The organism is Exiguobacterium sp. s123, from assembly GCF_018617075.1.
GTDB lineage: Bacteria > Bacillota > Bacilli > Exiguobacteriales > Exiguobacteriaceae > Exiguobacterium > Exiguobacterium profundum.
The window spans coordinates 87,974-112,640 of sequence record NZ_JACSJL010000004.1; the positions used below are offsets into that span (position 1 = coordinate 87,974).

General features: G+C 52.1%; 16 protein-coding genes. 1 reads left to right on the forward strand and 15 read right to left on the reverse strand.

From position 1 onward, the window contains the following. Positions 1 to 37 precede the first annotated feature (37 nt). From wecB to KNO72_RS08575, 12 genes are all read right to left on the reverse strand, one after another. Positions 38 to 1,138 carry a non-hydrolyzing UDP-N-acetylglucosamine 2-epimerase gene (gene wecB / locus KNO72_RS08520; protein WP_012727108.1) on the reverse strand — a complete coding sequence of 367 codons (1,101 nt, stop codon included), beginning with the start codon at positions 1,136 to 1,138 and terminating at the stop codon, positions 38 to 40. Between the two features lie 49 nt (positions 1,139 to 1,187). Then, the gene (tagH, locus tag KNO72_RS08525) at positions 1,188 to 2,075 is read right to left on the reverse strand and encodes a teichoic acids export ABC transporter ATP-binding subunit TagH (RefSeq protein WP_012727109.1); all 888 of its coding nucleotides are present in this window, start codon (positions 2,073 to 2,075) and stop codon (positions 1,188 to 1,190) included. A gap of 10 nt (positions 2,076 to 2,085) precedes the next feature. After that, positions 2,086 to 2,883: an ABC transporter permease gene (locus tag KNO72_RS08530; RefSeq protein ID WP_251025511.1), complete on the reverse strand. Its 798-nt coding sequence runs from the start codon at positions 2,881 to 2,883 to the stop codon at positions 2,086 to 2,088. A 15-nt stretch (positions 2,884 to 2,898) separates the two neighbouring features. Further along, positions 2,899 to 4,188, reverse strand: a complete 1,290-nt coding sequence (locus KNO72_RS08535; protein ID WP_012727111.1) for a nucleotide sugar dehydrogenase — start codon at positions 4,186 to 4,188, stop codon at positions 2,899 to 2,901. Between the two features lie 127 nt (positions 4,189 to 4,315). Continuing rightward, on the reverse strand, positions 4,316 to 6,499 hold the full coding sequence (locus KNO72_RS08540) for a glycosyltransferase (RefSeq protein WP_214757814.1): 2,184 nt from the start codon (positions 6,497 to 6,499) through the stop codon (positions 4,316 to 4,318). Next, positions 6,496 to 9,558: a CgeB family protein gene (locus KNO72_RS08545; RefSeq protein WP_214757816.1), complete on the reverse strand. Its 3,063-nt coding sequence runs from the start codon at positions 9,556 to 9,558 to the stop codon at positions 6,496 to 6,498. The genes KNO72_RS08540 and KNO72_RS08545 overlap by 4 nt, the downstream gene beginning before the upstream one ends. Positions 9,559 to 9,600: 42 nt before the next feature. Further along, the gene (locus KNO72_RS08550) at positions 9,601 to 9,912 is read right to left on the reverse strand and encodes a hypothetical protein (protein ID WP_012727114.1); all 312 of its coding nucleotides are present in this window, start codon (positions 9,910 to 9,912) and stop codon (positions 9,601 to 9,603) included. 9 nt (positions 9,913 to 9,921) lie between these two features. Next, complete coding sequence (locus KNO72_RS08555) at positions 9,922 to 12,567, reverse strand: glycosyltransferase (protein WP_214757817.1); 2,646 nt, start codon at positions 12,565 to 12,567, stop codon at positions 9,922 to 9,924. A gap of 415 nt (positions 12,568 to 12,982) precedes the next feature. Continuing rightward, entirely contained in the window at positions 12,983 to 14,155 is a 1,173-nt protein-coding gene (gene tnpB / locus KNO72_RS08560) for an IS200/IS605 family element RNA-guided endonuclease TnpB (protein ID WP_214687351.1), read from the reverse strand. Between the two features lie 81 nt (positions 14,156 to 14,236). After that, positions 14,237 to 14,725: a PIN domain-containing protein gene (locus tag KNO72_RS08565; protein ID WP_214687353.1), complete on the reverse strand. Its 489-nt coding sequence runs from the start codon at positions 14,723 to 14,725 to the stop codon at positions 14,237 to 14,239. A 4-nt stretch (positions 14,726 to 14,729) separates the two neighbouring features. After that, positions 14,730 to 15,224, reverse strand: a complete 495-nt coding sequence (locus KNO72_RS08570) for a helix-turn-helix domain-containing protein (protein WP_168169861.1) — start codon at positions 15,222 to 15,224, stop codon at positions 14,730 to 14,732. A 213-nt stretch (positions 15,225 to 15,437) separates the two neighbouring features. Further along, positions 15,438 to 17,510 carry a bifunctional metallophosphatase/5'-nucleotidase gene (locus KNO72_RS08575; RefSeq protein ID WP_214757819.1) on the reverse strand — a complete coding sequence of 691 codons (2,073 nt, stop codon included), beginning with the start codon at positions 17,508 to 17,510 and terminating at the stop codon, positions 15,438 to 15,440. 287 nt (positions 17,511 to 17,797) lie between these two features. On the opposite strand from KNO72_RS08575, the gene KNO72_RS08580 reads away from it, so the two are divergent. Beyond that, entirely contained in the window at positions 17,798 to 19,609 is a 1,812-nt protein-coding gene (locus tag KNO72_RS08580) for a hypothetical protein (RefSeq protein ID WP_214757822.1), read from the forward strand. Positions 19,610 to 19,643: 34 nt separating this feature from the next. Here KNO72_RS08580 and KNO72_RS08585 read toward each other — a convergent pair whose 3' ends face one another. The 3 genes from KNO72_RS08585 to KNO72_RS08595 form a co-directional block, all read right to left on the reverse strand. Then, the gene (locus KNO72_RS08585) at positions 19,644 to 20,156 is read right to left on the reverse strand and encodes a hypothetical protein (RefSeq protein ID WP_214687359.1); all 513 of its coding nucleotides are present in this window, start codon (positions 20,154 to 20,156) and stop codon (positions 19,644 to 19,646) included. Positions 20,157 to 20,340: 184 nt separating this feature from the next. Next, complete coding sequence (locus tag KNO72_RS08590) at positions 20,341 to 22,410, reverse strand: heparinase II/III family protein (protein ID WP_214757824.1); 2,070 nt, start codon at positions 22,408 to 22,410, stop codon at positions 20,341 to 20,343. 113 nt (positions 22,411 to 22,523) lie between these two features. Next, positions 22,524 to 24,617 (reverse strand): heparinase II/III family protein, encoded by a 2,094-nt coding sequence (locus KNO72_RS08595; RefSeq protein WP_214730349.1) that lies wholly within the window; start codon positions 24,615 to 24,617, stop codon positions 22,524 to 22,526. Positions 24,618 to 24,667: the final 50 nt, after the last annotated feature.

Genomic DNA, 24,667 nt, shown 5'->3' on the forward strand with positions numbered 1-24,667 from the left:
GCTGTGCTGGGCACAAAACAACTCTATTCGCTTTCATTTAGTTGGCAAGGATAGCATCGACGATTCGACGTGACGCCTCACCATCACCGTACGGGTTCGATGCTTGTGACATCGCTTTGTATGCCGTTTCGTCAGACAAGAGCTCATCCGCGAGCGAGAAGATGTTCTCTTCTTCGATCCCTGCGAGTTTGAGCGTTCCTGCAGCCACACCTTCTGGACGTTCTGTCGTGTCACGAAGGACGAGGACAGGTACACCGAGAGATGGTGCTTCTTCTTGTACGCCACCTGAATCCGTTAAGATCAAGTGCGACGTCGCCGCATAGTTGTGGAAGTCGAAGACGTCGAGCGGTTCGATCAAGTGGACGCGTTCGACATCGTGAAGAATCTCGTTAGCGAGTTCACGAACGACCGGGTTCATGTGGACCGGATACACGACTTCAATGTCATCATACTTCTCGATCAAGCGACGGACCGCACGGAACATGTTGCGCATCGGCTCACCCAAGTTCTCACGACGGTGTGCCGTCAACATGACGAGACGACGACCTTGTGAACGGATGCTGTCGAGCAATTCGCTCGCATAGTCGTCACGGACTGTCGTTTTGAGTGCGTCGATTGCCGTGTTCCCTGTGACGAAGATCATCTCTTCGTTCTTGCCTTCACGAAGGAGGTTGTCACGCGACGTTTCCGTCGGTGCGAAATGAAGGTCAGCCATGACACCCGTCAATTGGCGGTTCATCTCTTCCGGGAACGGTGAATATTTATTGTGTGTGCGCAAGCCAGCCTCAACGTGACCGACTGCGACTTGGTTGTAGAAGGCTGCGAGTGATGCCGCGAATGTCGTCGTTGTGTCCCCGTGGACCAACACGATGTCTGGTTTCGTTTCAGCGATAACTTCGCCCATCCCTTTCAATACGCGTGATGTGACATCGTAAAGCGTCTGCTTGTCCTTCATGATGTCGAGGTCATAGTCCGGTTTGATTTCGAACAACTCGAGCACTTGGTCAAGCATTTGACGGTGCTGCGCTGTCACGACGACAATCGGTTCTACCCCTTCACGTTTTTTCAACTCAAGTACGAGTGGTGCCATTTTGATGGCTTCTGGTCGCGTCCCAAAGACGGTCATGACTTTTTTCATAGGTCGTTTCGCACGGTCTGACTTCGCCGTGCTTCCTCCTCCCAATTGCTCACGCTTCGTTCGATACAGCGACCGACGAATGGCGTGTTTGTAGTTGTTCTTCTGTCAAAGGCGGTAAGATATACGTCTCTCCGAGCTCCGTCGCATCGACGACCGTCGTACGACGTTTGAGCTTATCGGCTTTAAACGAGTCTTGTTGCTCTTTTGACAAGTTGCGGAACCATTTCAAAAACTTATTGTACTCCCGAACGACTTCATCGACCGGTCCATATTCGCGCACTTCTCCGAACTCGAGCCAAAGGCCGAGCGTACAGAATTGGCGAACTTGTGAGACCGAGTGACTGATGAAGAAGATCGTCTTCCCACGGTCTTTGAACTCGTTCATCTTGGCGAGACACTTGTCGGTGAACGTTTGGTCCCCGACCGAGAGCGCCTCATCGATGACGAGGATGTCCGGGTCGACGTTGATGGAGATGGCGAATCCGAGACGGGACTTCATCCCGCTCGAGTACGTCTTGACCGGCTGATTGATGAAGTCGCCGATATCGGCGAACTCAATGATGGCTGGGGTCAAGTCGATGATCTCCTGTTTTGTCATCCCGAGCATCAAGCCTTTGAGCTCGATGTTCTCGAGCCCCGTCAAGTTACCGTTCAAACCAGAAGAGATCGCAATCAACGCCGTCTTTCCGTGAAGTTCGATTTTCCCGTGCGTCGGCGGCATCACGTCAGCCAGCAAGTTCGACATCGTCGACTTCCCTGACCCGTTAATGCCGATAATCCCGACCACTTCCCCGGGTGGAACTTCAAACGTGACATTGCGGAGCGCGTAAAACTGTTTGCCCCCTGCTTTACTGAAGAAGATCTCCTTCAGCTTATCAGATTGCTTGTTATAAAGCGTATATCGTTTCGATACGTTTTCAAATTTAACCTGGTACATAAGGTCCTCCTCAAATGTAATCGATGAAGTGTCGACGGAAACGCAAATGAATCATCGACCCGACGAAGAAGAGAACGACGACGATGGCCCAGTAATAGAGACCGTAAGCCCAGTTAGTCGCCAACCAGTCGGTTCCGAGGAACATCGACCGATATCCTTCGACTAAATAATAGAGCGGATTGATTTGTAGGATATTCGCGAGCTTCGCCGGCGGCACCCAAAAAATCGGTGTCAAATACATCAACATCCGCATCATCGACTGAAGAAGGTTTTGAAGATCGCGCACGATTGTCGTGAGCGCGGACGTAATCAAGGCGAGCGAGTACAGTAGTGCGAGCGCACTGAACGCCAAGTAGATAAACCAGAGCGAATGTAGCCCCATCGGGAATCCGAATGCCCACATCAAGATAAACGAGACACCGACTAGCGCCACGTGGCGGTAGAAGAGTGCGAGCAAGACGTATGCCGGAATCGTCGAGATTGGGAAGCTCATTTTGGAGACCATGCCGATTTTCGAATAGACGGATCGGGCCGTCGAGGTGATCGCCGAGGCAATGAAGAACCAGACGACAATCCCTGCGACCAACCATGGCAGAAACGGCACGCCATCAATCGGCCTGCCGCTTCGAATACCAAATCCAAATACGAACCAGTAAACTCCAATCTGCAATAACGGTGTCACGAACTCCCATAAAAATCCGAGGTACTGCATCGAGTTGTTGCTTCGCGTCTCATACGTGGCGAGACGGAAAATCAAGTACAAGCTCGACTTTAGCTCTGAAAGAATAGCTTTCGCGGATTTAAACATGTTCATTCACCTGAATCAAAGAACGAGATTCGTTTCCTTTGTATATTTGTAGAGGTTGCCGTAGTTGACGACCGCTACGTCTTCACCTTCTGGTTTCACGATGTTACGTGTGTCGAAGATCATCGGACGACGCATCGTTGACTTGAGCTCTGCGAAGTCGAGGACTTTGAACTCGTTGTGGTCAACCAATACGAGGACGAGATCCGCATCTTTGAGTGCTTCTTCTTTTGAAACGAGCTCGAAACGGCTTGATGTTGATTTTTCAACGTGTGAGTCGTGAACAGAGATGTTCACGCCACGGTCAAGCAAGATTTCAGCGATTTCAACCGCTGGGCTCTCACGCATGTCGTCGACGTTTCCTTTGTATGTCACACCAAAGACCGCGACTTTCGCATCTTCGATTCCAGCAGTCAACTTCTGAACGTTGTCTGCAACGTAGTGTGGCATCGAGACGTTCGTCTCACGTGACAAGTTGATGATTTTCGCGAGGTCAGGTGATTTCGCGACGATGAAGTACGGGTCGACCGCGAGACAGTGTCCACCGACACCTGGGCCTGGGCTGTGCAAGTTGACACGTGGGTGCTTGTTCGCCATCTCGATGACGTCAAGAACGTTGATGTCCAAGTCGTTACATACTTTTGCGAGTTCGTTCGCGAGTGCGATGTTAACGTCACGGAACGTGTTTTCCATGAGTTTCGACATTTCTGCCGTCTTCGCATCCGTTTTCACGATTTCACCTTCAACGAATGTACCGTAGACGCGTGCGCCTGCTTCTGCACATTCTGTCGTGATTCCACCGACGATGCGGTTGTTGTGCACGAGCTCATGAAGGATTTGTCCAGGCAATACGCGCTCTGGGCAGTGTACGAGATAGATGTCTTCACCGACAGTGAATCCAGCTTCCTCGACGAGTGGTTTGACGAAGTCGTCCATCGTACGTGGTGCGATTGTCGACTCAACGATGATGACGTTGCCTTTTTCAACGAATGGCAACACTTTGCGTGTCGCATCTAAGACGTACGTCAAGTCACATGATTTGTGCTCGTCGTCGTTGTTCGGTGTTGGGACCGCGATGATGAAGGCATCTGCTTTCTCTGGTGAGAGTGATGCACGGAATTTCCCTTTTGCCACGACGTCTGCGACCATTTCGCCGAGACCTGGCTCTTCAATGTGGATCTCTCCACGGTTCAATTTATCAACAACATGTTGTGAAATATCGACTCCGACGACGTCGACGCCATAGTTCGCAAAGACAGCCGATGTCGGTAATCCGATATATCCAAGACCTACTGTACATACTTTCATTGTGTGGTAACCTCCAAATGTTTTGACGCGCTTTTTAAATAGCGCATTGTCCATCATTTTATTTCACATTCGATAATAAAACAATACTCATTATACTCTTGAACAATTCTTCGGTGCAATTACATTTTCATGACAATATCGTCGAAAATTGTTCGTGTGTTTTGCCTGAAATGATTTGTTCCATCTCTCGATACAGACGATCGAGCGCAAAATGTTTACGGGCATACGCCTGATAGGCTTTTGCGTCCGTCATCAGCTTCTCGTTCTCTTCTTTATAAGAAAGGATCGTGTCGACAAATTCCATCGTATCCGTGACGAGCAGTTCGTCTGGGTAAATCGTCTCCGCGCCCGTCCAGTGGCGGATGAGCGGATAAGACCCTGCGGCCATCGCTTCGGCCGGTGCGAGATGGAAACTTTCCAAGTCACTCGTCGAGAAGACGAATCCAATCGATTGGAGCCATGTGTCGACGTCATTACCGTGTCCATCGAAATGGACGTGGTCACGAAGGTCCGACTCCTCGATGCGTTTCAGTAACGCCTCGTAGTACGCGCTCTCCTCTTCCCGCTTCCCGATCCAATAGACATCTTTTGGATGGTGCCCTTTGAAGTGGAGCTGGTACCGTTTGTCCGTCTTCAGCAGCTCTTCGAGGACGTCGAGCGCGAGGTCGGGACGCTTCAGTTTCGGGTTCATGCCAATCATACCGAGACGGAACGTCAAATCGTCCACTTGTTTCGGTTTGTCGAGCTTGTCCGCATCGACGGCGTTGTAGATGACCGTCATCTGGTGACGCGGGATCCCGAAGAGACGATGCATCTCTTCTAACATATACGGTGAGACGAGGATGATACGGTCGATGTTGTCGAGCGCATATTCCCGTGGAAATGGTGTCTCTTTCTCCTGACGGTGAATTCGGACGATGAGACGCTGATGCGGCAACTTGTGTTGCGAGTACCAGACGGCGTTGCCGAGGCCCCATTCACAGAAAATGACGTCTGCTTGCGCAAGACACGCCTTACTGTGATTCACATCATGAATCTTATGTCCGTCCCACTGGTCGATGAGGACCCGGTAGCTCGGGTCGGCCTCGAAGCGTTCCATGAACATACGGATGAACTTCAAGTCGTGACCGGCGAAGAGAATCGTCGTTTTCTGCATCTCCCAAATCGCATCACGGAGGCGTTCGAACGTGCTGGCGAACGTGTAGTTTTTCGCCATATTGTAGAGACGTTCCGCCGCATCCTTGTAGATGGCCGGATGTGTGAAGGCGAGCTCGACCTTTTCGATGAACTCATCTTCCGAGTTGACGAAGAGCGGGTAGCTCGACCCGAGCAACATTTCGTGCATCTTGTTGCGGTTGAGAAGGACCGGCTTCCCGAGCGCCCCATATTCGAGGAGCTTCGTCGACAACTCGAGGCTGTCGTCAAGGTCCGGGTGGCGCCACGAGATGCCGATGTCGCTCTCTTCAATGAGCGTCTCGACGTCCGCACGCGGAATGCCTTTCAACCAGTGGACCCCTTCGTCCGTTTGGAGACGATGTGTCACTTCTTTACGGAAGTTCGGGTTGTTCGGGTCTTGGTTGAACTTGTCCCCCGCCACCTTCAACTCGACGTCCGGCATCCGGACCCGTACCTTCTCGAGCGCGTCAAGAATTTCAGCCGAGTACCAGAGCGGCGCGAACTTTCCAGTATAGACGAGACGTTTCGCCTGACGCTTGAACGTCGGCGTCGCCTCGCGCATGTTCGGGATCATCGGGTTCAAGATGAGGAACGGCTTCGGCGTCTGTAAAAACGTCTCGAAGTACGCCTTCATCTCCGCCGTCTGACAGAGCATGCGCGCCGAGCGGTCCGCGATCTTCTTCAGACGTGCCAACTCTTCCTGTGACGCGGCCGATGAATCATGCGTGAAATCCGTGAGATAAGTCCACGTCTTTTTCATCGTATGTTCATAGTCGGAGAGCGCATAGGCGAGCTGGAACCCACGGATGAACGTCATGTCATACTGTTTCGTCTCGACGAGCTCGTGGATGAGTTGGGCCGCCTCTTCCGGCTGGAGCACCTTCTTCTCATAGTACGGCTCATCTTTCTTCGTCGAGTCTTCCGTGAAGACGTCGATGAAGCGGACGCGGTCGAGCTGTTTGATCGACGCCGTCACTTCCGGTTTCACGATCGAGCGCTTCAAGAGCACGTCGATCTCGATGTTCGGGTCCTGGTTCAACATATGCACGACCGACGTGAGCCAGATGGCCGAGCCGTCGATCAAGTTCAAATTGACGTCCCCGTATACGAGGATCCGTAGCGGTTGCTTCGTCATAACGTTACCTCCTGACGGTCCGCTTCATCCATGGCGGCACCGGCTTTCACGTATTGATACGGGTCGACACTGAAGATGCGTTTGCCGGAACGAGCGAGTTCGTTCAAACTCTCGTCCGCTTCAAAGATGTGGAGCGCCTCCTCGACCGTATAGAAGCGGAGTGCCGACGGCTGCACGATCGAGCGGGACGGTGTCGCGTCAAACACATAACGATACGACTCGTCATGGTCCTGTTTGACGAGCTTGCCGTCATACGCATAGTAATCCTCTTTCGTGAGGACATCCGCTTCCGCATAGCGTGCCGCGAGCAGATAATCGCTCAAGTAGTTCGGACCGTAATAATCGTCCGACTTCAAATGGGCGACCCAATCGTACGATTCGACCATCTCTGTGAACGAGGTATAGTGCGTCAAGTAGCTGCGCATATACGTCGAGATCGATGGCGTGTTGTACGTGTTGTACACATCGATGTGATCCTCGAACTTATCGAGGAACATCATGAGGTGTTTATGTTCATAGTTCTGCGCCTCGAACTGGGCGACGACGCGTTCTGCCTCTTCGCGCGACTTGATGAAGGCGACGACGGCAATCTTCTCGTGGTCGACGCGGTACGGGATACCGACGTCTTGGACGATTTTCGCCAGACGTTGCGTGTACGTGTGATACGTCAACACGTGGCGCATCCCACGCATCGCGATGTCCTCATAGAACGAGTCATCCGTCATCAAGCGGCGGAACGTCTCATCTAAGTCTGACTCCCCATCGTCGAGGAAGACGTAATCGCCAAGCATGGCGTCGACCCCGACCGAACGGGTGCTGACGACCGGTGTCGCGCAGGCGAGTCCTTCGAAGACACGACGTGAGAACATCGTTGGTGAATCGTTGACCGAGTTGACGTTCAACATGACTTTATACCCTTTATACGCCTTGGCAATCTGGTTGTACTTCAAACTGCCGCGAATGGCGTGACGGAACTGTTCCGGGAATTGGAGCTGGTCGCTCTCCCCGCGTTGGTTGATCGCATAGTTGCGGTCGTAAATCGCAAGACCGTACTTATCCGCCGCCGCGAACAAGCGGTCCATGTCGGCTTTACGCGATTCGTGACGGTTCGCATAATACGAACCGGCGAAACACGCATACGGCTCACGAGTCCCCGGTAAGCGGATTGGGTTATGCTCTTTCGGCTGGGCCGCGAACGGTAACGCATCGACCCGGTCATGACCACAATCTTCTTTATAATTCGGGACGCGGTTCATGTCGGTCGTATACACATAGTCGAATCGCTTCGCCGTCTCGATGAAACGGTCGTAGTGAATCGGGTCTTCTTTGTTCCAGAAGACGGTCGGGATATTGTGATAACGGCACCATGCGAGAAGGGCGTCGAGCTCTTCCCACGTGTTCGTGCCGTATTTGACGATTTTCTTCTCCCAGGCGCCGGCATTCCCTTTCCATGCCGATTCGACGACGAGGACGTCCGGTTGCTCATCGAGGAGCACCGTTTTCCAGTTGTCCGGTGTGAACGTGATGAGCTGGCACTCTGGTTTGTAGGATGCCATCGTGAACTCATCGAAGATGGCCGCGACTTTCAGTTCATGAAGCTCACGCGGGACCGGTGCGAAGAAGCGCGCCTCGCGCACGTCCATCCACGTCGGGTTTTCTGTACCGTCGCTGACGAGTTCTTCCGCGACACGGATGCGGTCGACCCGAGCCTCTCCGACACCGTCGACACGTAGGGCGAAACGAAGGAAGCGGATGCCTCGGTCAAAATAGAAGACTTTCTCGCTTCCGATTTGAACCTGTTGCATGATCTGACGCTCCGTCGCCGAGTAGGCGATGATGTAGAGGACGACGTTCGCCCCTTCATCGGCCACACCGTCGAGCGTGACACGGTAACGACTGTTCGCCTTCACTTCATACGGGAACTCTGTCGGGAGCAGTTTGAAGCTGTTGTTCATCTCGGCATACGAGATGTAGCGACGCTGATCGTCCTCGCCTTTCAACTGGACGACGAGTTGGTCATCTCGACTCTTCAATTTGATGAGGTCGGGTGCTGGGATCGTCCACATGTCCGGTTTGAGGGACAAGACGTCTTCACGGCGGACACTCTTCTCGCGAATCATTCCGATATTCAAGTTCTCAAGCTGCCCTGACCCGTTCACGCGGATGAAATAGCGGATGGAACGGTGTGACGGTGCGATGCGGACGATACCGCTCAGTCCAAGTGGCACTTCGATCAGACGGTCTTGTCCTGACACCGTATACGTCGCAATGAATAGCGACGCGTCCGCTGTCCCCGTACGGTCTCCTTTTAAATAGAACCGATACAAGTCATCATCCATATCACCCGTCTCGAAGTCGATGCCACGTGCCGTATCGACGTGTGGGAGCGCAACCTCGTCGACGCCATAGTGCGTATATTGATTCCCTTCGGCGCGCACGACGAGCGTATCCCCATCGAAGTGAGCAATCTCACTCTGTGGCTTGAGCGACCGGAGTGACGCCGCCGTGAGCGGATAGCGGAAGTCAAAGGCGTCGACCGAAATGTTCGCGGCCGTCCCTTCCACCGTCCAAAGCGAGAGCGTCCCGAGCGTGAGGTCGACGATGCTGAACGCCCCTTTCCCTTCCACATTCAAGTGGGCCCGGACGATTTGTTCACCCATTCCGAGTGTCACATCGACGTGGTCGCCGTCCTGTACGGTGACGTAGCGGGTACGCCCCCCTTTACGAACGACTTCTAACGTCAACGTCGGCATCAAGCCTTCACGCGATTTGACGCGCATCATGGCCGTGAACGTCTTTTGACCTGATTCGACCAAATCGTTCACAGAGATGATGTCTGAACTTGAGTTCGGTCGGAACGTCAAGATGACCGGTTCGTCCCCTGTGAAGACGAGGTCCGTCCCTTCCACATGTACGTAAGGTGAACGTGTATACCAGTTCGGTACGACTTCACGTAGTTGATGCGATTTGTTCGGACGCTTCAACACTTTCCGACCGAGTCGCTTCGACCGTTGTACCCCAAGGTAAGCGACGCGACGTGCTTTTTTCTGCCAATCCATCCTCATATCCTCCAAATCATCGGTTCTCCCGAATCCGATTCTTTATTTGCGAATGCGTCGTGCGACAGCTTGTGCCTTCAAAATCGCCTTACCGGCTTTCGACTGCACAAGGCGACGATACTTCTTATTCACCACTTCATACTTACGTTTCACGTCCGTAAGCGCTTGTTCTTTCTTTTCAAACGCCTGGACGGTCCATTCGAACGTATAGAGAAGGTCGCCATACTTTTGGACGAGGCGACGATGTTTTTGTCGCAACAATCGTTCATCGTGCTTCAGATGACGAATCTCCTCTTCTTGAAGTTTGATTCGCTGTTTCAACAATCCGATTTCTTTTTCTAGTTCATTGCTCATGGTCTCACCTCACAAGTATGCGTCAAAATAGAGACGCTTCAATTCTTCTTTTTGTCCTGATTCATATAAGTCGACGAACTGTTTCACGATCGGCGTCTCTAGTTCCATCGGACGATACTGTTCGATGATTTCATAAAGCATTCCGGCGTTGTCGAAGAATTCTTCCGGCTTGCTGCGGCGTAAGAAGACGAGGTACCACATCGAGAAGAACCGTTCGAATCGAGTCGAGCGGTATTGGTCGAGTACGCCTTCGCGAGCGAACGCTTTCGCCCGTGCCGTCTCCCGGATGACACACTTCATAAAGTATTTCTTCGTGATCGTATTGACCGTCGAACCGGCGACGGCCGCGTAATAGTCATGGATCGTCAAATCGAGCAGAGCGACGCGTCCTGCGTTGAGGAACATCTCTTGGAAGAAGAGTGAGTCTTGCCCGACCGCGCCGATGACTTGTTTCAAATCATGCTTCTGGATGAAGTCTTTTTTGATGACCATCGTCTGGATACTCTGCACCTTGAAGTTGTGCTCGAGCAAGTACGCTCTCGGGTCTTCGATGACGCGAACGCCATCTTTTTCAAGACCGTCTAACTCAATCATCGCCTCACGGTTCGCAAGCTTCAACATACTTCCGACTGCGAGGTCGAGCGAGTCGTCCTCTTGCATGACACGGAACAGTGCCGCATAGCCGTCGTTGACCGCTTCATTGTCCGGGTCAAGGAAAGCGATATATGGCGTCGTCGCGAGCTCCACCCCTTTGTTCCGTGGACGTGAGGCGCTCCCGCTACCGCCGTCGTTGAACGAGTACGTGTAGACGTTCGGATACTTCCGGACGAGACGTTCGATATAGCCGATCGTCTCTTGGTCCGTTGAACCGTCGTCGACGAGCCAGATTTCCATGTCTTCAAACATCGAGCTACGGCGAAGACTCGAGAAGCACTTGTTGTATAGATAGCGACCGTTGTTATAAATCGGGACGATCATCGAAAGCTGATAGTCACCTGGTTCGTTCGGGACGAGCACGTCGTCTGGGGCGAGCAGTTCGAAATGATCGATGGCATAGCCTTGACCTTCGACGCGTTGGTCGTTCCGAAGCGTCTCAAGCGATACGTGACTAGCCGCGAACATCGTCAAGGCCACGTCAGCATAGTCTTCCACGAACTCATGGATGGTGTCCTGCCCTTTCGTCACGAACGAGACGTCCGTGTATTTGAAGGCGTTGACTAAGTCTTCCACATAGTAGTCGAGATAGTGATGACGGTCGTCAAACACGGTCACAAAGTCGGCTGTACGTAGGTCGACTTCTTGTAGATCCGCTTCGGCGACGAAGCGCTTGTGTGGATACGACTGACGCTCGAACTGTTCACGTGTCGCCGTCACATCACCGCGACCGATGACGAGGACGTCGCGACGGATTTCATGGTGGATGCCGAGAGTGAACAACATCTCACTGAAGCGGTCGTACATCGTATGGTTCGAGAAGATGGTCCGGACACCAGACAGTTGATGCTCGAGACGCTCTTCGTCCGTCTTAAACATCTCTAAAATCCCTTGGGCGTCCAAGGCGCTTGTGGCGATGAACACGTTCGGGAAGTCGTTGTTGACGGCGACGTTGTAGTTCGTCAAGACGAGTTGTCCGCGAGCCTGTGCCTCATAAATCGCTTGCGCGCTCATCGTCGGACTGTGCTTCACTTCATTGACGTGAAGCACCCAATTCGATGTCTCTTTCAGCTTCTCCATATCCTCAGGGTCCCCATGGACGAGGACATCTTGAAGCGACTTTGGTGCGAGTGACGCTTTCGACTCATTCGCCTCACGTATCACATAGAGTTCTTTGTTCGCATCGCGAACGCCTTGCGCGAGCGTCTCCAAGTCTTTTGCGAACCGCTGGACGGGAAAACGGTTCGTCACGACGACACGGTCTACCTTGCCGCGCGTCATCCCGATCGGGTTCACATGAAGCGGGTCGACTCCTGGGCGGATGACGAAGACCCGTTCATGCCCGGCTTCTTCCATATATTCCGTCACACGCTCCTCGTTTGCCGTGAAGATGTAATCACATTGTGCGGCAAGTGAAGAGAAGCGGTCGAAATGATTCGTATCGAGTGTCGTTTCGAAGACGACACGGATCTCCTTTTGTTTCGCCTTGCGAATCAAGTTTCCGAGCCAGTGACGAGAGTGCGAGCGTGGCGTCCCCATGTGATGGAAGGCCGTCGTCTCATCTTCTGTGAGCGCTGCCGAGATGAGCAGGAAATCGATGTCTTCTGCTTCAAGCAACTCTAAAAAGCCTGTCACGTTCTCAAAGTAATGGGTGTGACAAAGACGTTCGAGCTCTTTGGCCCGCTTGACCGGTCCGACGAACGCGACATGCACATTCGCCTTCTCATAAAAACTGCTCCCGTTCGACTGGATGCGTGTCACATCAAGTTCTGGGAGGCGTTTCCGAGCTGCTTCGAGCTCTGCCTGTAATGCGGTTTGTTGTTCCTCGAACAGTTTGTCATCTAGACGCGGGCGTTGCGCCTGTCTCGACAAAGAAGGAAGTTCATCTAAGGTAATCAAGTCATCCCCGACCAATGCCTCTTTTCGGTTGACTCGTTCTTTTTCTTCTTTTAACCACGCGATATGCTTTTGCACGTCGCGTAGCGTCGCTTTTACATCCATACGTCCGCTCCACCTTTTTTAAGTAATCAGTATTTCTTCATCTTATCGTATCTTAACAGAGTTACATGTCGGTCGCAATTTGATGACAAATGCACACGCCCGAGTTTCCTACAAAAAAGACGGACCCATAAATGGATCCGTCTCGAGGAATACCTCACTCATAATGATGACATGTCAAAACGTCTAATCAAGTTGATTCCAAATCTCAAAGAAATCTTCTAGTCTTGCTGAGAATTCTTCATCTGACAGTACTGCCTCATGCAATTCAGTAGAGACAGATAGATATTCGCCCCTACCCGTATCATAAAGAACCTCTTCATCCGCTTCGGACAAGAATAGATTTGAACTACCCCCACCTACGCTTCGCTTAGAGGTGGGGATTCCTGAGTTATCCTCTCTAACGAGAGAAACCTGATCAGGCTAGCCCCGTCGTCCCGACGGTTGAAGAAGCTAAGATGCGTTCAGCTTCTAATTTCAAGTTCAGTCCTGCGTTCACATCCCGGTCGTGGTGGACCCCGCAGTTCGGGCATGTCCATTCACGCAATGGGAGATGCTTCACGTCTTTGTGTTGATGGCCGCAACTCGAACAGAGCTGGCTCGAGGCGAAGGTCTTCCCGACCTTCACGACGGTCTTCCCGTACCAACCGGCCTTATACTCGAGCATGCGAAAGAACTCTGACCAGCTGACCTCGGAGATCGACTTGCTCAACTTGCGGTTCTTCTGCATGTGCTTCACCTGCAGAGTCTCGATGCCGATGACGTCGTGGTTTTTGACGATCTCGGTCGACACCTTGTGCAGGAAGTCGGTGCGCTTGTTGGCGATCTTCTCGTGGATGCGGGCGACCTTCCGCTTCTGCTTCTGGTAGTTCTTCGCCTCGGAGAGTCTCACCCTCTTGTTCAGGGCGATGCGCTGACGACGGGACAACTTACGTTGCTCCCGTGCCAGTTTCTTCTCGAGCGTACGGAAATAACGGTCGTTCTTGTACAATGTGCCGTCCGATAGAACGGCGAAGTTCTTCAGCCCGACGTCGACGCCGACCGATGAACCGGTCTTCGGCAGCTCACCGATCTCCTGCTCTACGAGAAGGGAGACGAAATATTTACCCGAAGCCGTGCATCGGATCGTGGCGCTCAGGATGCGACCCTCGACCTGTCTCGAGTTGGCGAAACGCAGCCACTTCAGCTTCGGGAGTTTGAGTCGATTCCCGACGATCGAGACCTCGGGGAGCTGGGACTTGCCCTGGATGTTCGCCGTATAGGATTGGACGGGGTTTCGCTTCGACTTGAAACGGGGATGATTCCCCTTTTTCTTGAAGAACTTCTTATACGCGTCGGCCAGGTGTTTGACACTGTTCTGGACGGCCGTGCTGTCCACTTCCGTCAACCAACCGAATTCCTGCTTGAGCATGGGAAGTTCTTTCGAGCAGGCATCATACGACAGTCCCTTGCCGGTCGCTTCATGGGCCGCGTCCCATTTCGACAGGAAATGGTTGAACACGAACCGGGAACAGCCGATCGTCTTGGCAATCAGGAGTTCCTGTTCCTTCGTCGGATAGATCCGGAATTTATAGCCCTTGTGCTTCACCATGTGACGGTCACCACCTTTGAAGATATTTTACCCGAAGAAAAGGCTGGCGATTCATCTCCCACTTTCACGTAAGCCCTGTCCTTAACGTTTAGAAGTGGGCGTATTCTCGCTTAATTTTGATAAAATGAAATCTTTGATATTCCGTGTCACTAATATCGCATCTTGCTCATAAGCTGCACTCAGAATCCTCGCATCCGACACTTGCATGTGTTGCGGTGTGAGTTGACATTCTTCATGAATGCGCGACCCATATTTAGCTTTTAGAATGGCGCTTAACTCCCTCAACTTATTCTCAATTTCACGCGTACTTTTCTCATAGACGATTTGACAATCGTTCACAGCATCGAGAATACGTTGGCGTTCATTCGGTTTCGGCGGGATTTCTGCCAATAGTTGTACATCTAGTTCAACTTTCACCTCTTCAGGAATCATCAAAATCGCATTAGAATCCTCTTTGATTTTTTTCCAAAAGTGTTGACACTGCTTCTGATGTTTTTGTGCCTCAACGTCATTAGAACGCGCACTCAAATCTCGAATCACATTCGTATCAATCACGTATTTAACAATCATCATTTCACTCTTTCACTTCATCGACGTCCTGTAATAATACAGAAGCGAGTCGTTCGGACGATCGTCGTTGTTCTTGAAGTTCAAGCAAAAGTTCTTCTAAGTCAGGATGACTCACAAATTGTGAGGAAGGGATTCGCCATTTCCCTTTCCCGTTCAATGTACGATGCGCTTCAATTTCATTTGCCATACACTTCCGCCTTACCATTTGAGGAGAGATGGAGAGTAATTTTCCGACCTCAGTTACAGTAAGATATTTCGGCAACAGATGAATGAGGTTTTCTGAAACGGTGTATTGACTCACGATTGCTTCTTCTCGTTCTGACAATTTGATATCAAGGCTTTGCTCATATTCTTTAAGCGCATTGATTGCACGGCGAACAGCACTTTGACGCTTTAGGTCATTATTCAATTCAGTGGCGACTTCTATTTTTTCAAGTTGAGCATCCCGTTCAAGCACCTTCATGATGTCATCTTTATGATTTTTGTAATCTTTCAGCATACATCTCATCCTCACTTTCGAAACAAACGAAACAAACGAAACTTAATTATATTATACCCGCTCTTCTACTTATTGAACAACTTGATATAAAAGTAATTTGATTGAAGCACCTCAATAAAATAGACACCCGTTCCAAGTAGCTTGAAACGAGTGTCCATCGATAGTCACAGGGCAATTTCTCTTTAGAAATTCGTCCCTAAAACCATTATTCACTTACTCTGCAGCATTGACGTCGACGATCCGTCCTTCAACAGCCGGTGTGACTTCTTCACCGAGGCTGATCAAGTGATCGCGGAAGTTTTCCCAGTCGATGAGACCGAGGTCATTGACGCGGCCTTCATCAAATGCTTTCTTGAACTCAGCGTAGTTGTCTCCACCTTGCGCTGTGAAGAAGTTCGTTGCGACTTTATAGCTCGTCGCATCATCTACTGCTACGAATTCTGAGCCGTTATTGTATTCCAAGCTAACAATGCGCTCGCCAGCCGGTTTCGAGCTGTCGAACAACACTTTGAATCCAGAAACGTGGAGGAATCCACCGTTCTCGACCGGGTAAATGCCAACACTACGCTCGAAGGCCGCTTTCAATTCGCTACCTTTCAAGTCCATGATGGCGAGCGTGTTTCCGAATGGAAGTGTCGTTAACACTTCACCTGTCGTGACAGGACCTGCATCGATTGCTTCACGGATTCCACCACCGTTTTGAACGGCACCGATGACAGCAGAATCATATTCTTTCGCTTTCGCGAGCATGCCATCTGTGATCAAGTTACCGAGGGCTGTCTCATTTTTACGGACACTCGGTGCTGTTTCATCACCTTTGTCACGTGGGTTATCGAGTGGCGCTGTAAGAGACACACCGATTGGATCTTCACTAATCGCATCAACCACTTCTTTGAACGGTGCGAGAAGTGAGACCGCGTATGGGTCCGGCTGAAGTGCTTTCACGTCAATCAAGCTACCTGCATGCTTGACGATTTTCCCGTCTTTGTCGAACTCGACATCAACCGTTCCGAGGAAATTGCTATATTGGTCCGCTTGAACGATGACCGTCGGTTCTGTTTTCCCTGCAGTGATGAGGACCGGCTCACTCAAACGAGTGTGCGTGTGTCCACCGACGATGATATCGATCCCGTCTACGTTTTCAGCAAGCAACAAGTCGTTGTCGAACGCTGGGTTGTCGTTATATCCAAGGTGTGAGACCGCAACGATTTGGTCGACACCCATCTCTTCGAACGCATCGACTGCTTTTTGTGCTTCGTCAATGTAGTTTTGGAATTCGATTGGCCCTGGGCTAGCGATTGTAGCCGTCTCTTCTGTTGTCAAACCGAAGAATCCGACCTTCTTGCCGTCGACCACTTTGATGACCCCTTCATACAAACGACCGTTATACGCCTTATCCGTCGTTTCGTTGCGGTACAAGTTCTTCATGTATTGGTCTTTTGAATAGTCCACGTTCGAGCTGACGAACGGGAAGTTCGCATAGCGGACGAAGTCAGAAAGTTCTTTATGTCCTTGCTCCGTACCGAGGTCGAATTCGTGGTTACCTGGCACCATCAAGTCGTATTTCATGTAGTTCATGAGTTTGAGGTCGGCTTGACCTTTGAACTCGTTGAAGTAGAGCGATCCTGAGAAGACGTCCCCTGCGTCGATCAAGAGGCTATCTGGCTTCTCAGCACGAACTTGCTTGATTGCTGTCGCACGGTTCGGCGCGTACTTGAGCGCTGCGTGCGTGTCGTTCGTGTGCATGATCGAGAGCTTGTATCCTTCTACTTTATAAGGAACTTCGAGTGTGATCGTTTTTCCGCGGTTCGTGTATGTAGCCGTCGCGACGAATTCGCCGACTTCATCTGTGTTGATCCCGCTCCAACGAACTGGTTTTTCGTAAGTGCCGCTCGCGAAACGCACATCTTGCTTCACGATTCCGACTGCTGGCTTCCCTTGTTTGAACACGAGTGGCTCAGACGGCGGAAGGATTTCAAGTGGATGATCGAGGACGCGTACACGTTTCTCGATGTACATGCCTTTTCCTTTTACGATCCCACGTGCTGTTTGGAACGTGCCGAGCTTCTCGAGGTCAACGCTTGATTTGTACCAGTAGATTGGCGCGCCTTTATATGTAGCGTCGAGTGCTGCATCCAAATCTCCTTTGTATACATACCCTGACTTCGCCTTGACGACCGATGCTTTCGGTGCAGCTTCTGTGACAGCAGCTGGCGTGAGTGATGCCGTCGATACAGCGGCTACGGCAAGCGCTGTATACAGTTTACGTGATGATTTCTTTGCCATGTCCAGTTCCCCTTTCGGATTTGCGAACAAGACACATAGAGGAAAGCGCTTACATCGTTCGACTTATGTGTAATCTCATTGCCCCAAAGTCGTCCGTTTTTCCCCCATATGTACAATTCGCTCTAGTTCTAACGTAACGGAAACGCGTCCAATAAACAATCACAAATTGAAGATTTTTAACCTTTTTACAATTTCCACAAAAAACGATTCCCTCTTTATGACAAATAGGCGAGAGATGGCAAAACCATTTGGGATATAATGGTTTCTGGAAAGAAGGAGGTACATTTATGTATAAAAAATTGTTAGGTTTTAGTCTATTATTCGTCGTCCTGTTCGGGATGCAGTCCGTCGAGGCGGCATCACCGTCGTATAAGACAGTCCAATCCACCCCACTGAAGGCGTCTACGCAAAAAGGGGCCAAGACCTTGATGACCGTGAAGACGAACACGAAAGTCGCGCTCCTCAGCAAGACGAACTCTTGGGCCCACGTCCAAATCGGTAAAACGAAGGGGTATCTCTCCATGCGGTCCGTCATGCCGCTCGAGACACCGATTGCTTCCTATGATAGGAACGAAGTCATGAGCTATAAGGGCACGGACATCGTCAGTATCTCCGGGATCAGCTACAAGATCGACCCAGCACTCAAGCCATTCTTCCAAAAGAACGGCACGGCACTTAAAAGCATGCTAGTCGTACCGAAAACAAAGGACCGTACGTTGATCGGTTGGAAACAGCTTAGTTTCTTCCCGCTCGGTCAACCTGCCAGCTCGCTCGTCATCGACAAAGCGGCAGCGAGTCGGATCGACAGCTTATACATCCCTTGGAATCCGATGTCACCGAACTTCACGTTGACGACGGCAGGACCGCTCCGTCAAGTCGTCGCGAACGCACATGCGCATGACCCTGCAATCGATGGTGAGGTACAAAAACTCACCTTGAACGGTCAGATCGAGCAACTCCATACGGCAGGGGAAGTCCAGATCGCCGGAAAAGGAACAATCGAACGGTGGGACATCTCAAAAGATACGGAATATTCCTATGAGATTCCTGTTCGGTATACAGGAGAGGTCGGCTTCTTGAACATCCGCAACACAGATGTCGTCGTACGCGGGACGAGCACGCTCAAAGTCCGTACCGTCGCGGCACCGACGAAGACGCATGTCCTCGGAGGAAAGAACGGCGTCATCGGTTCGATCAAGCCATCGAAGACGATTCGCGGGAAGAAAATGGGGAAAGCCGAACTCGCCATCGACAAGATGTTCTCGAACGTGAACGAAGCATCGGTCACGGCTACTCTCGACACGTTGAACATTCCCTACACGACAGCGCGTGTCGGCGACTATGTGACGGCACTTCGCCAAAATGAGGCGGCTGGACCGAGCAAACGCCTCGTCAACTCGGCGACCGACCTGAAAGACATCGTCCGTCTCGTCGATGCGGTCATGACGACGAAACAGACGACACCGGCCTACGTGCATACGTCAGATTCTCAACTGAAAATCCAGACGTTCCATGACCATGTCGACAACGCTTCTTATTACAATCAATATACACGTGCTGTCACCGCAATGGTCGCGGATGGCACATTGCAGTCAATCCGTTTCAAACGTCCACTCATCGAGAAGAAAGAATGGTATATCAGCCAGGAGAAAGATCAGACGTTTGTGTACGATTTCCCTGTCGGATCGATTCGACTCGTCACCATCGACGGCAATACGACTCGTAGCCTCGTCATGGAAACGAAAGCAGTCGAGCGTCCGAACTACCCGGAATCTCGAATCGAACTCGTCTCCATCAATGACAAACCGCTCTCTGCCTATCAGAAAGAGCCGCCTGCCTTTGAGGCGAAAGTGATCGAATCCGGATATCGGACGTATGTCGCCATCCGTTCGAGTGACAAGGAATGGTTACGAAACACTCACTTCTTCTCCGTCGATGTGAACGCAAACTATCGAGATGGGGGTCCGGTCTCAATGGACAAGATCAACCTCGGAGGATGGAAATCGTCCGAAACCATCATCTTTGAGATGCACGGAGCGAAACGATTGAACAACCTCACGATCCGATCATTCGGCTACAAAGACGCCGTCTACAAGTGAAGCCTACAAAAAATGACATCCTCGGCTGAGGATGTCATTGTCCGTTCGGCTGACTGATGATCGTCAACCAGACGTTCGAGTATACGCCCGCTATAATCGCGTAATCGTTCGGGTCCGCCAAATTGAGCAGTCGTCCGTTCTGATAGAAGTATAGGTTCGTGATGACGCCACCACCTGACGATCCGATGGTGATCCCACGGGCCGTGAGCGTCTCGTCCGGGTCCGTGATGATCGAGACGACCGAGTCGAAGCGGTCCCGCTTGACCGTCAAATAACCGCGGTTTTGATCGATATACACTTCTTTAAATCCACGTGGGTAATGGGAAGCATTCCCATGAATGTACGGTCCTCTTTTCGGGTCGAGGCGAAGCGCCATCCCGCTGAACGTCAACTGTTCGCCGGTCGTGGACGGAAGAATGAAGTCATTCGCTTCCGCATCGTCCGCCGCGCGCGTCCAAAACACCCCCGCCACCAGCAACATCGCGACAAGCGTTACCTGAAGCCCACTCATCATTCTCTTTTTCATCCGTCTTTCCTTGCGACTCATTAGGTCCTCCTTCATGCGTTTTGCCTAGAACTAGTTCAAAAGAATGTATGACTTTATCCCTATCATCATCCAAACATTTTCGCATATGTAAATGATATACATGATTCTTATACAATTATTGTAATATTGTTGGCAAAAATCATCAAGGAAAAACTCAAATTCGTCTGATTTTTTTATAATCGAGTCAATATGGAATCCGGATGACGTGCTTCGTCCCGCTCTCAAGCCAATATGAGACGATGTACCTATCCCCTGTTTCTTCCACCTGCGTCTTCACGATGCGAGAATGCGTCCGGTCGAGTCGGATGAGGGTCAAGAAGCGGACGTCCGTGCCACATTCGATGGATACGACCTGTGGACGACTCACCCATTCGAAATCACGAGGCGACACGTGACTTTCTTCGATCGTCATATACGATTCTTCCCCTGTCATGAGTTGGACGATCTGCATGGCGCGATTCGACGCATCCATGAACCGGACGTTCTGGGACTCCGGCGACCCTTCGACGAGGTCGAGCCCCGGCGCCACATGGAAGCGCTGGACGAACAGATCCGGTTCTGGTGACGTGATGCGGTCGAAGACGACGAGCGTCCGCGCTTGATCGTAGACGACCTTCCGGGTGTGGAGGGCCTCTTTTCCGATGAGACGGCTCACCCCTGTCGCTATCACCTGCTTTCCAGTCGGTTCAACAGATACAATCCCACTTTCTCCGACCCGCTCGACCGACAAGTCAAGCTCGTCCCCGAGGCGATGCACCGTGTTGTGTGACGTGACGCGCATCGCCTCCAAGCGTTCCTCGCAGTCTGCATACCCATATCGCCCCGTCTCGACGATGAAATCACGCCCGAGCCCATACAGTTCGAGGCTCAGGTCGTCCGCATGCTTGTGGGCCGCACCGTGATAGCCCGCCGTCATCAAAATGTAGGTCGCATCACTAAAGGGACGCTTTACATGGGTCCAATATTCACGCATGACGGCATAGTTCGAGCCGAGGTTTACCATCCGTTCAGACGGACAAACCCCTTCCCCTCCCCCGCTCAACGCGTAACCGAGTGACGGGTGGGATTCGATGTCTGGAATCAGATGCCGTCCCCGAATCTGTCCGCCCGTGTCGCCAACCATCGGGAGGGTCCGGTTCGGCTTGATCAGATGGACGAGGCGGTCCGGCATCGCATCGATGACGTCAAACCGGTCAGATAAAGAGAATCCGTTCACGTTCGCCCAGTCGACGAAGCGGCTCAACATATGATAGACGTACACGTGATAGCCCGGCGAATGTTCGAGATGGGTCCCGTCTATGGCGAGACTCGAATCGAGCTGGGCATCGAGACGCGCGCGGGCGACCCGTTCCCATTCCGGGCTTCGGTCGAACTCTGGGAAACAGGATGCGATGGCGAAGAGCGCCATGTCCTGGAACAGCCCGTGATTATGGCGCGGCCGATAAAACGTCGGCGTCGCCAACAGGACGGCGTGGTCGTATAGCATCTTCAACAGCTTCTCGGTCATGGATGGGTCACGTTCGATCGGTGCACAGCGGTACGCCTCAAAGAATCCGAGCAGATGGAACACACGGATCGCCGTGCCGTGCTCATGGTACGCCTCACGTTTCCGACTGACCGTGAATGCAGGATGACGCGTATGCCAACTATCGACGATACGGGCGGCGTGTTCCACATAAGCCGTCTCTCCCGTCACCTCGAAGGCACGGGTCAGCTGATGGACGGTCGTCAAATAATGGAGCTGGAGGTAAAAGGAGTTGTTGTCCACCCGCGGCACCATCTGATCCCAATCGAACGTGGCGACGTCCGCGACACGTAAAGCGTCGGGTGCTGCCGGAATGTACCAGTCGCCTTGTAAGACACCGTCCGCAAAGCGAACGGCCTGGTCGTCCGTCAATCGCTCATATCGATACGGGGCGATCGGCCGCTTGTCCTGGATGTACTGATGCACGAGCAGGCGGTCCATCCGGTCGGACAGCCTCGCTTTCGTGAGCGGGCGCGTCATGACGAGCATCGTATCGGACGCTGAGACGAGCGTCTGTCTGCCGCCAAGACGAACGACGTAATAACGACCGTACGGGCGTATGAGCCGACCCGTCCCGGTCTTCTCGAGTCGCGCCTCCGGTACGACCCGTCTTCCTTTCCACTGATAACACATCGTCCCCGCCGAGATGACGACGTCCCACCCGTGGCTCCCCCGTGCCGCGAGCGAGCCGCCAAATTGGGCGACGAGTCTTGCGATTGAATGTTCCATTCGTTCCCTCACTTGTCATTTGTTATACTTGAAAATTCTACCTTAGCAAATGGTGGGATTCAAGAGTTACCCAGTCGTTCACACAAAAAAGCCCAGCTTTCGCTGGGCCCTGCTCATTTTGGTACGTTGATCGTATTCGTCGTGCCGTTCGAGAGCGTATACGTGACGACGTATTGCTCCGGTTGCTCGGCTAACGAGGCGTCGACGATCGACGTGCTCGTCCGGTCAATCCGGATGAGCGTGAGGTAACGGACGTCATCCCCATACTCGATCGAGACGACTTGTTCACGCGGCTTCCATTCGAAGTTGCGGACAGACAAGTGACTCGGCTGAATCGACATGTACGACTCTTCGTCCGTCTCGAGCTGCATCAACTGGATCGTCCGGCGCTTGTCATCCCGGAACGTCACGTTCTGCGCGTCCGTCGAACCGGCGTATGGCTTCAAGCCGTCGCCGAGATGGAATCGCTGCACGAACATGTCCGGAGTCGGCGAAGTGATCTTGTCGTAGACGACGAGCGTCTTCGCCTTGTCATAGACAAGCGTCCGGCGATGAGTCGCACCTTTCCCGACGAGGGCGCTTTCTCCGATGGCGATACTCGTATCGCCCTTGTCCTCGACCGATACGATTCGGCTCTTGCCGACCATACTTTTACTCAAGTCAAGATTTTCCCCATAGCGGTGCACGGTGTTGTGCGCCTCGACCTTGAACACTTCCCGGCGTCGTGGGTCCTTCGAGTAGCCAAAGCGTCCCGTCTCGACGATGAAGTCACGGGCGAGCCCGTACAGATCGATGCTCAAGTCATCGGCGTGCTTGTGACCGGTACTATGATACCCCGCCGTCATCATCACTTGGGTCGCTCCCGAGAACGACTCCGGTGGACGTGACCAATATTCGCGCATGAAGCTGTACTGGTCGCCGAGTTGTTTCGTCAACAGTTGCGGCACCGTCCCCTCTGCCCCGCCACTGACGGCGTAGGAGAGTTCCGGATAGTTCTCGGTCTTTGGAATAATGTTCATATCTTTTAAATAACCAGTCGTATCACCGAAGATCGGGAGCGTCCGGTTCGGCTTCAACATATAGGTGAGCTGGTCCGGCATCTTCTCGATATAACCCGACCGTGACGGCAAGACGAAGGCGTTGGCGTCGGCCCATTCGATAAACTGCGACAACGTTTCATACACATATACGTGGTAGTACGGTGAATGCTCCAGATGGACCCCGTCAGGCGAGATGCTAAAGGCGAGTTGGGCCTGAAGGCGCGAGCTCGCGAGCGACTGCCACGTCTTGCTCTTGTCGAACTCTGGGAACGTCTGTGCAATCGCCGTGAGCGCCATGTCTTGGAAGATTCCATGGTTGTGCTCTTTTTTATAGAAGTCAGCGGATGCTAAAATCTCGCCATGCTCGTACAGCGTCTTCAAGATGAGCTCGGTGAACGCCGGGTCTTTGTTGAGCGACGTCTGCTTGTACACGTCCCAGAAGTTCAATAGATGGAAGACGCGGAGCGCAGTGCCCTGGTCGTTGTATCCCCACTTGAGTCGTTTATAGTTATAGGCCGGATGCGCTTTCGTCCAGCTTTTGACGAGACGCTCGCCATATTTGAGATAGGCGAGGTCGCCCGAGTCGTTATACGCCTGCGTCAATTGGTTCAACACCGTCATGTAGTGGATTTGGAACGGGAACGAGTCATTGTTGACATCCGGGACGTCTTTATGCCAATTGAACGTGTCGATGTTCGGTACGGACAATTGTTTCGGCTCCGCCGGGATGTACCAATTGCCGGCGAGTGCCTGATCCGCGTACTGTTTCGCCCTTTCGGTTGAGAGCGAATCATATTCATACGGGATGTGGGCATCGGTCTCTTTCATGTATGTATGAATGAGCGGACGGTTTGTCGCCGATTGGATCCGTGCTTTCGTCAACGAGCGGGCCGGGACGACCTCGGCTTGACTCTTCTTCACGTAAATGCGTTTGCCGCCTGACATGGCCAGATAATACCAACCGGACGGGCGGACGATGCGATACTCTTTCGTCGCGTTCGTCTTCTGGAGCGGGACCAATTTCTTGTCTTTCATTTCTAGGAGCGTCGTCGACGGGGCGACACGGGCGTTAAAGTCCGAGTTCGTCGCCGCATCGGCCGTGACCGGGGCGAACAGGAGCATCCCACTCAGCACGCCGATCGATAATCGTGTATACAAAGGTTTCATGATATTCCTCACAGTTTCTGTTTGATTTTACCCTGTAAATTATATCCATC

Coding starts and splice junctions, on each gene's coding strand:
- KNO72_RS08575 (WP_214757819.1), bottom strand. CDS start 17,510: ATGGCAAAGAAATCATCACGTAAACTGTATACAGCGCTTGCCGTAGCC.
- KNO72_RS08535 (WP_012727111.1), bottom strand. CDS start 4,188: ATGAAAGTATGTACAGTAGGTCTTGGATATATCGGATTACCGACATCG.
- KNO72_RS08595 (WP_214730349.1), bottom strand. CDS start 24,617: ATGAAACCTTTGTATACACGATTATCGATCGGCGTGCTGAGTGGGATG.
- tnpB (WP_214687351.1), bottom strand. CDS start 14,155: ATGGTGAAGCACAAGGGCTATAAATTCCGGATCTATCCGACGAAGGAA.
- KNO72_RS08545 (WP_214757816.1), bottom strand. CDS start 9,558: ATGGATTGGCAGAAAAAAGCACGTCGCGTCGCTTACCTTGGGGTACAA.
- KNO72_RS08585 (WP_214687359.1), bottom strand. CDS start 20,156: ATGAGTCGCAAGGAAAGACGGATGAAAAAGAGAATGATGAGTGGGCTT.
- KNO72_RS08590 (WP_214757824.1), bottom strand. CDS start 22,410: ATGGAACATTCAATCGCAAGACTCGTCGCCCAATTTGGCGGCTCGCTC.
- wecB (WP_012727108.1), bottom strand. CDS start 1,138: ATGAAAAAAGTCATGACCGTCTTTGGGACGCGACCAGAAGCCATCAAA.
- KNO72_RS08555 (WP_214757817.1), bottom strand. CDS start 12,567: ATGGATGTAAAAGCGACGCTACGCGACGTGCAAAAGCATATCGCGTGG.
- KNO72_RS08550 (WP_012727114.1), bottom strand. CDS start 9,912: ATGAGCAATGAACTAGAAAAAGAAATCGGATTGTTGAAACAGCGAATC.
- KNO72_RS08530 (WP_251025511.1), bottom strand. CDS start 2,883: ATGTTTAAATCCGCGAAAGCTATTCTTTCAGAGCTAAAGTCGAGCTTG.
- KNO72_RS08580 (WP_214757822.1), top strand. CDS start 17,798: ATGTATAAAAAATTGTTAGGTTTTAGTCTATTATTCGTCGTCCTGTTC.
- KNO72_RS08570 (WP_168169861.1), bottom strand. CDS start 15,224: ATGCTGAAAGATTACAAAAATCATAAAGATGACATCATGAAGGTGCTT.
- KNO72_RS08565 (WP_214687353.1), bottom strand. CDS start 14,725: ATGATTGTTAAATACGTGATTGATACGAATGTGATTCGAGATTTGAGT.
- KNO72_RS08540 (WP_214757814.1), bottom strand. CDS start 6,499: ATGACGAAGCAACCGCTACGGATCCTCGTATACGGGGACGTCAATTTG.
- tagH (WP_012727109.1), bottom strand. CDS start 2,075: ATGTACCAGGTTAAATTTGAAAACGTATCGAAACGATATACGCTTTAT.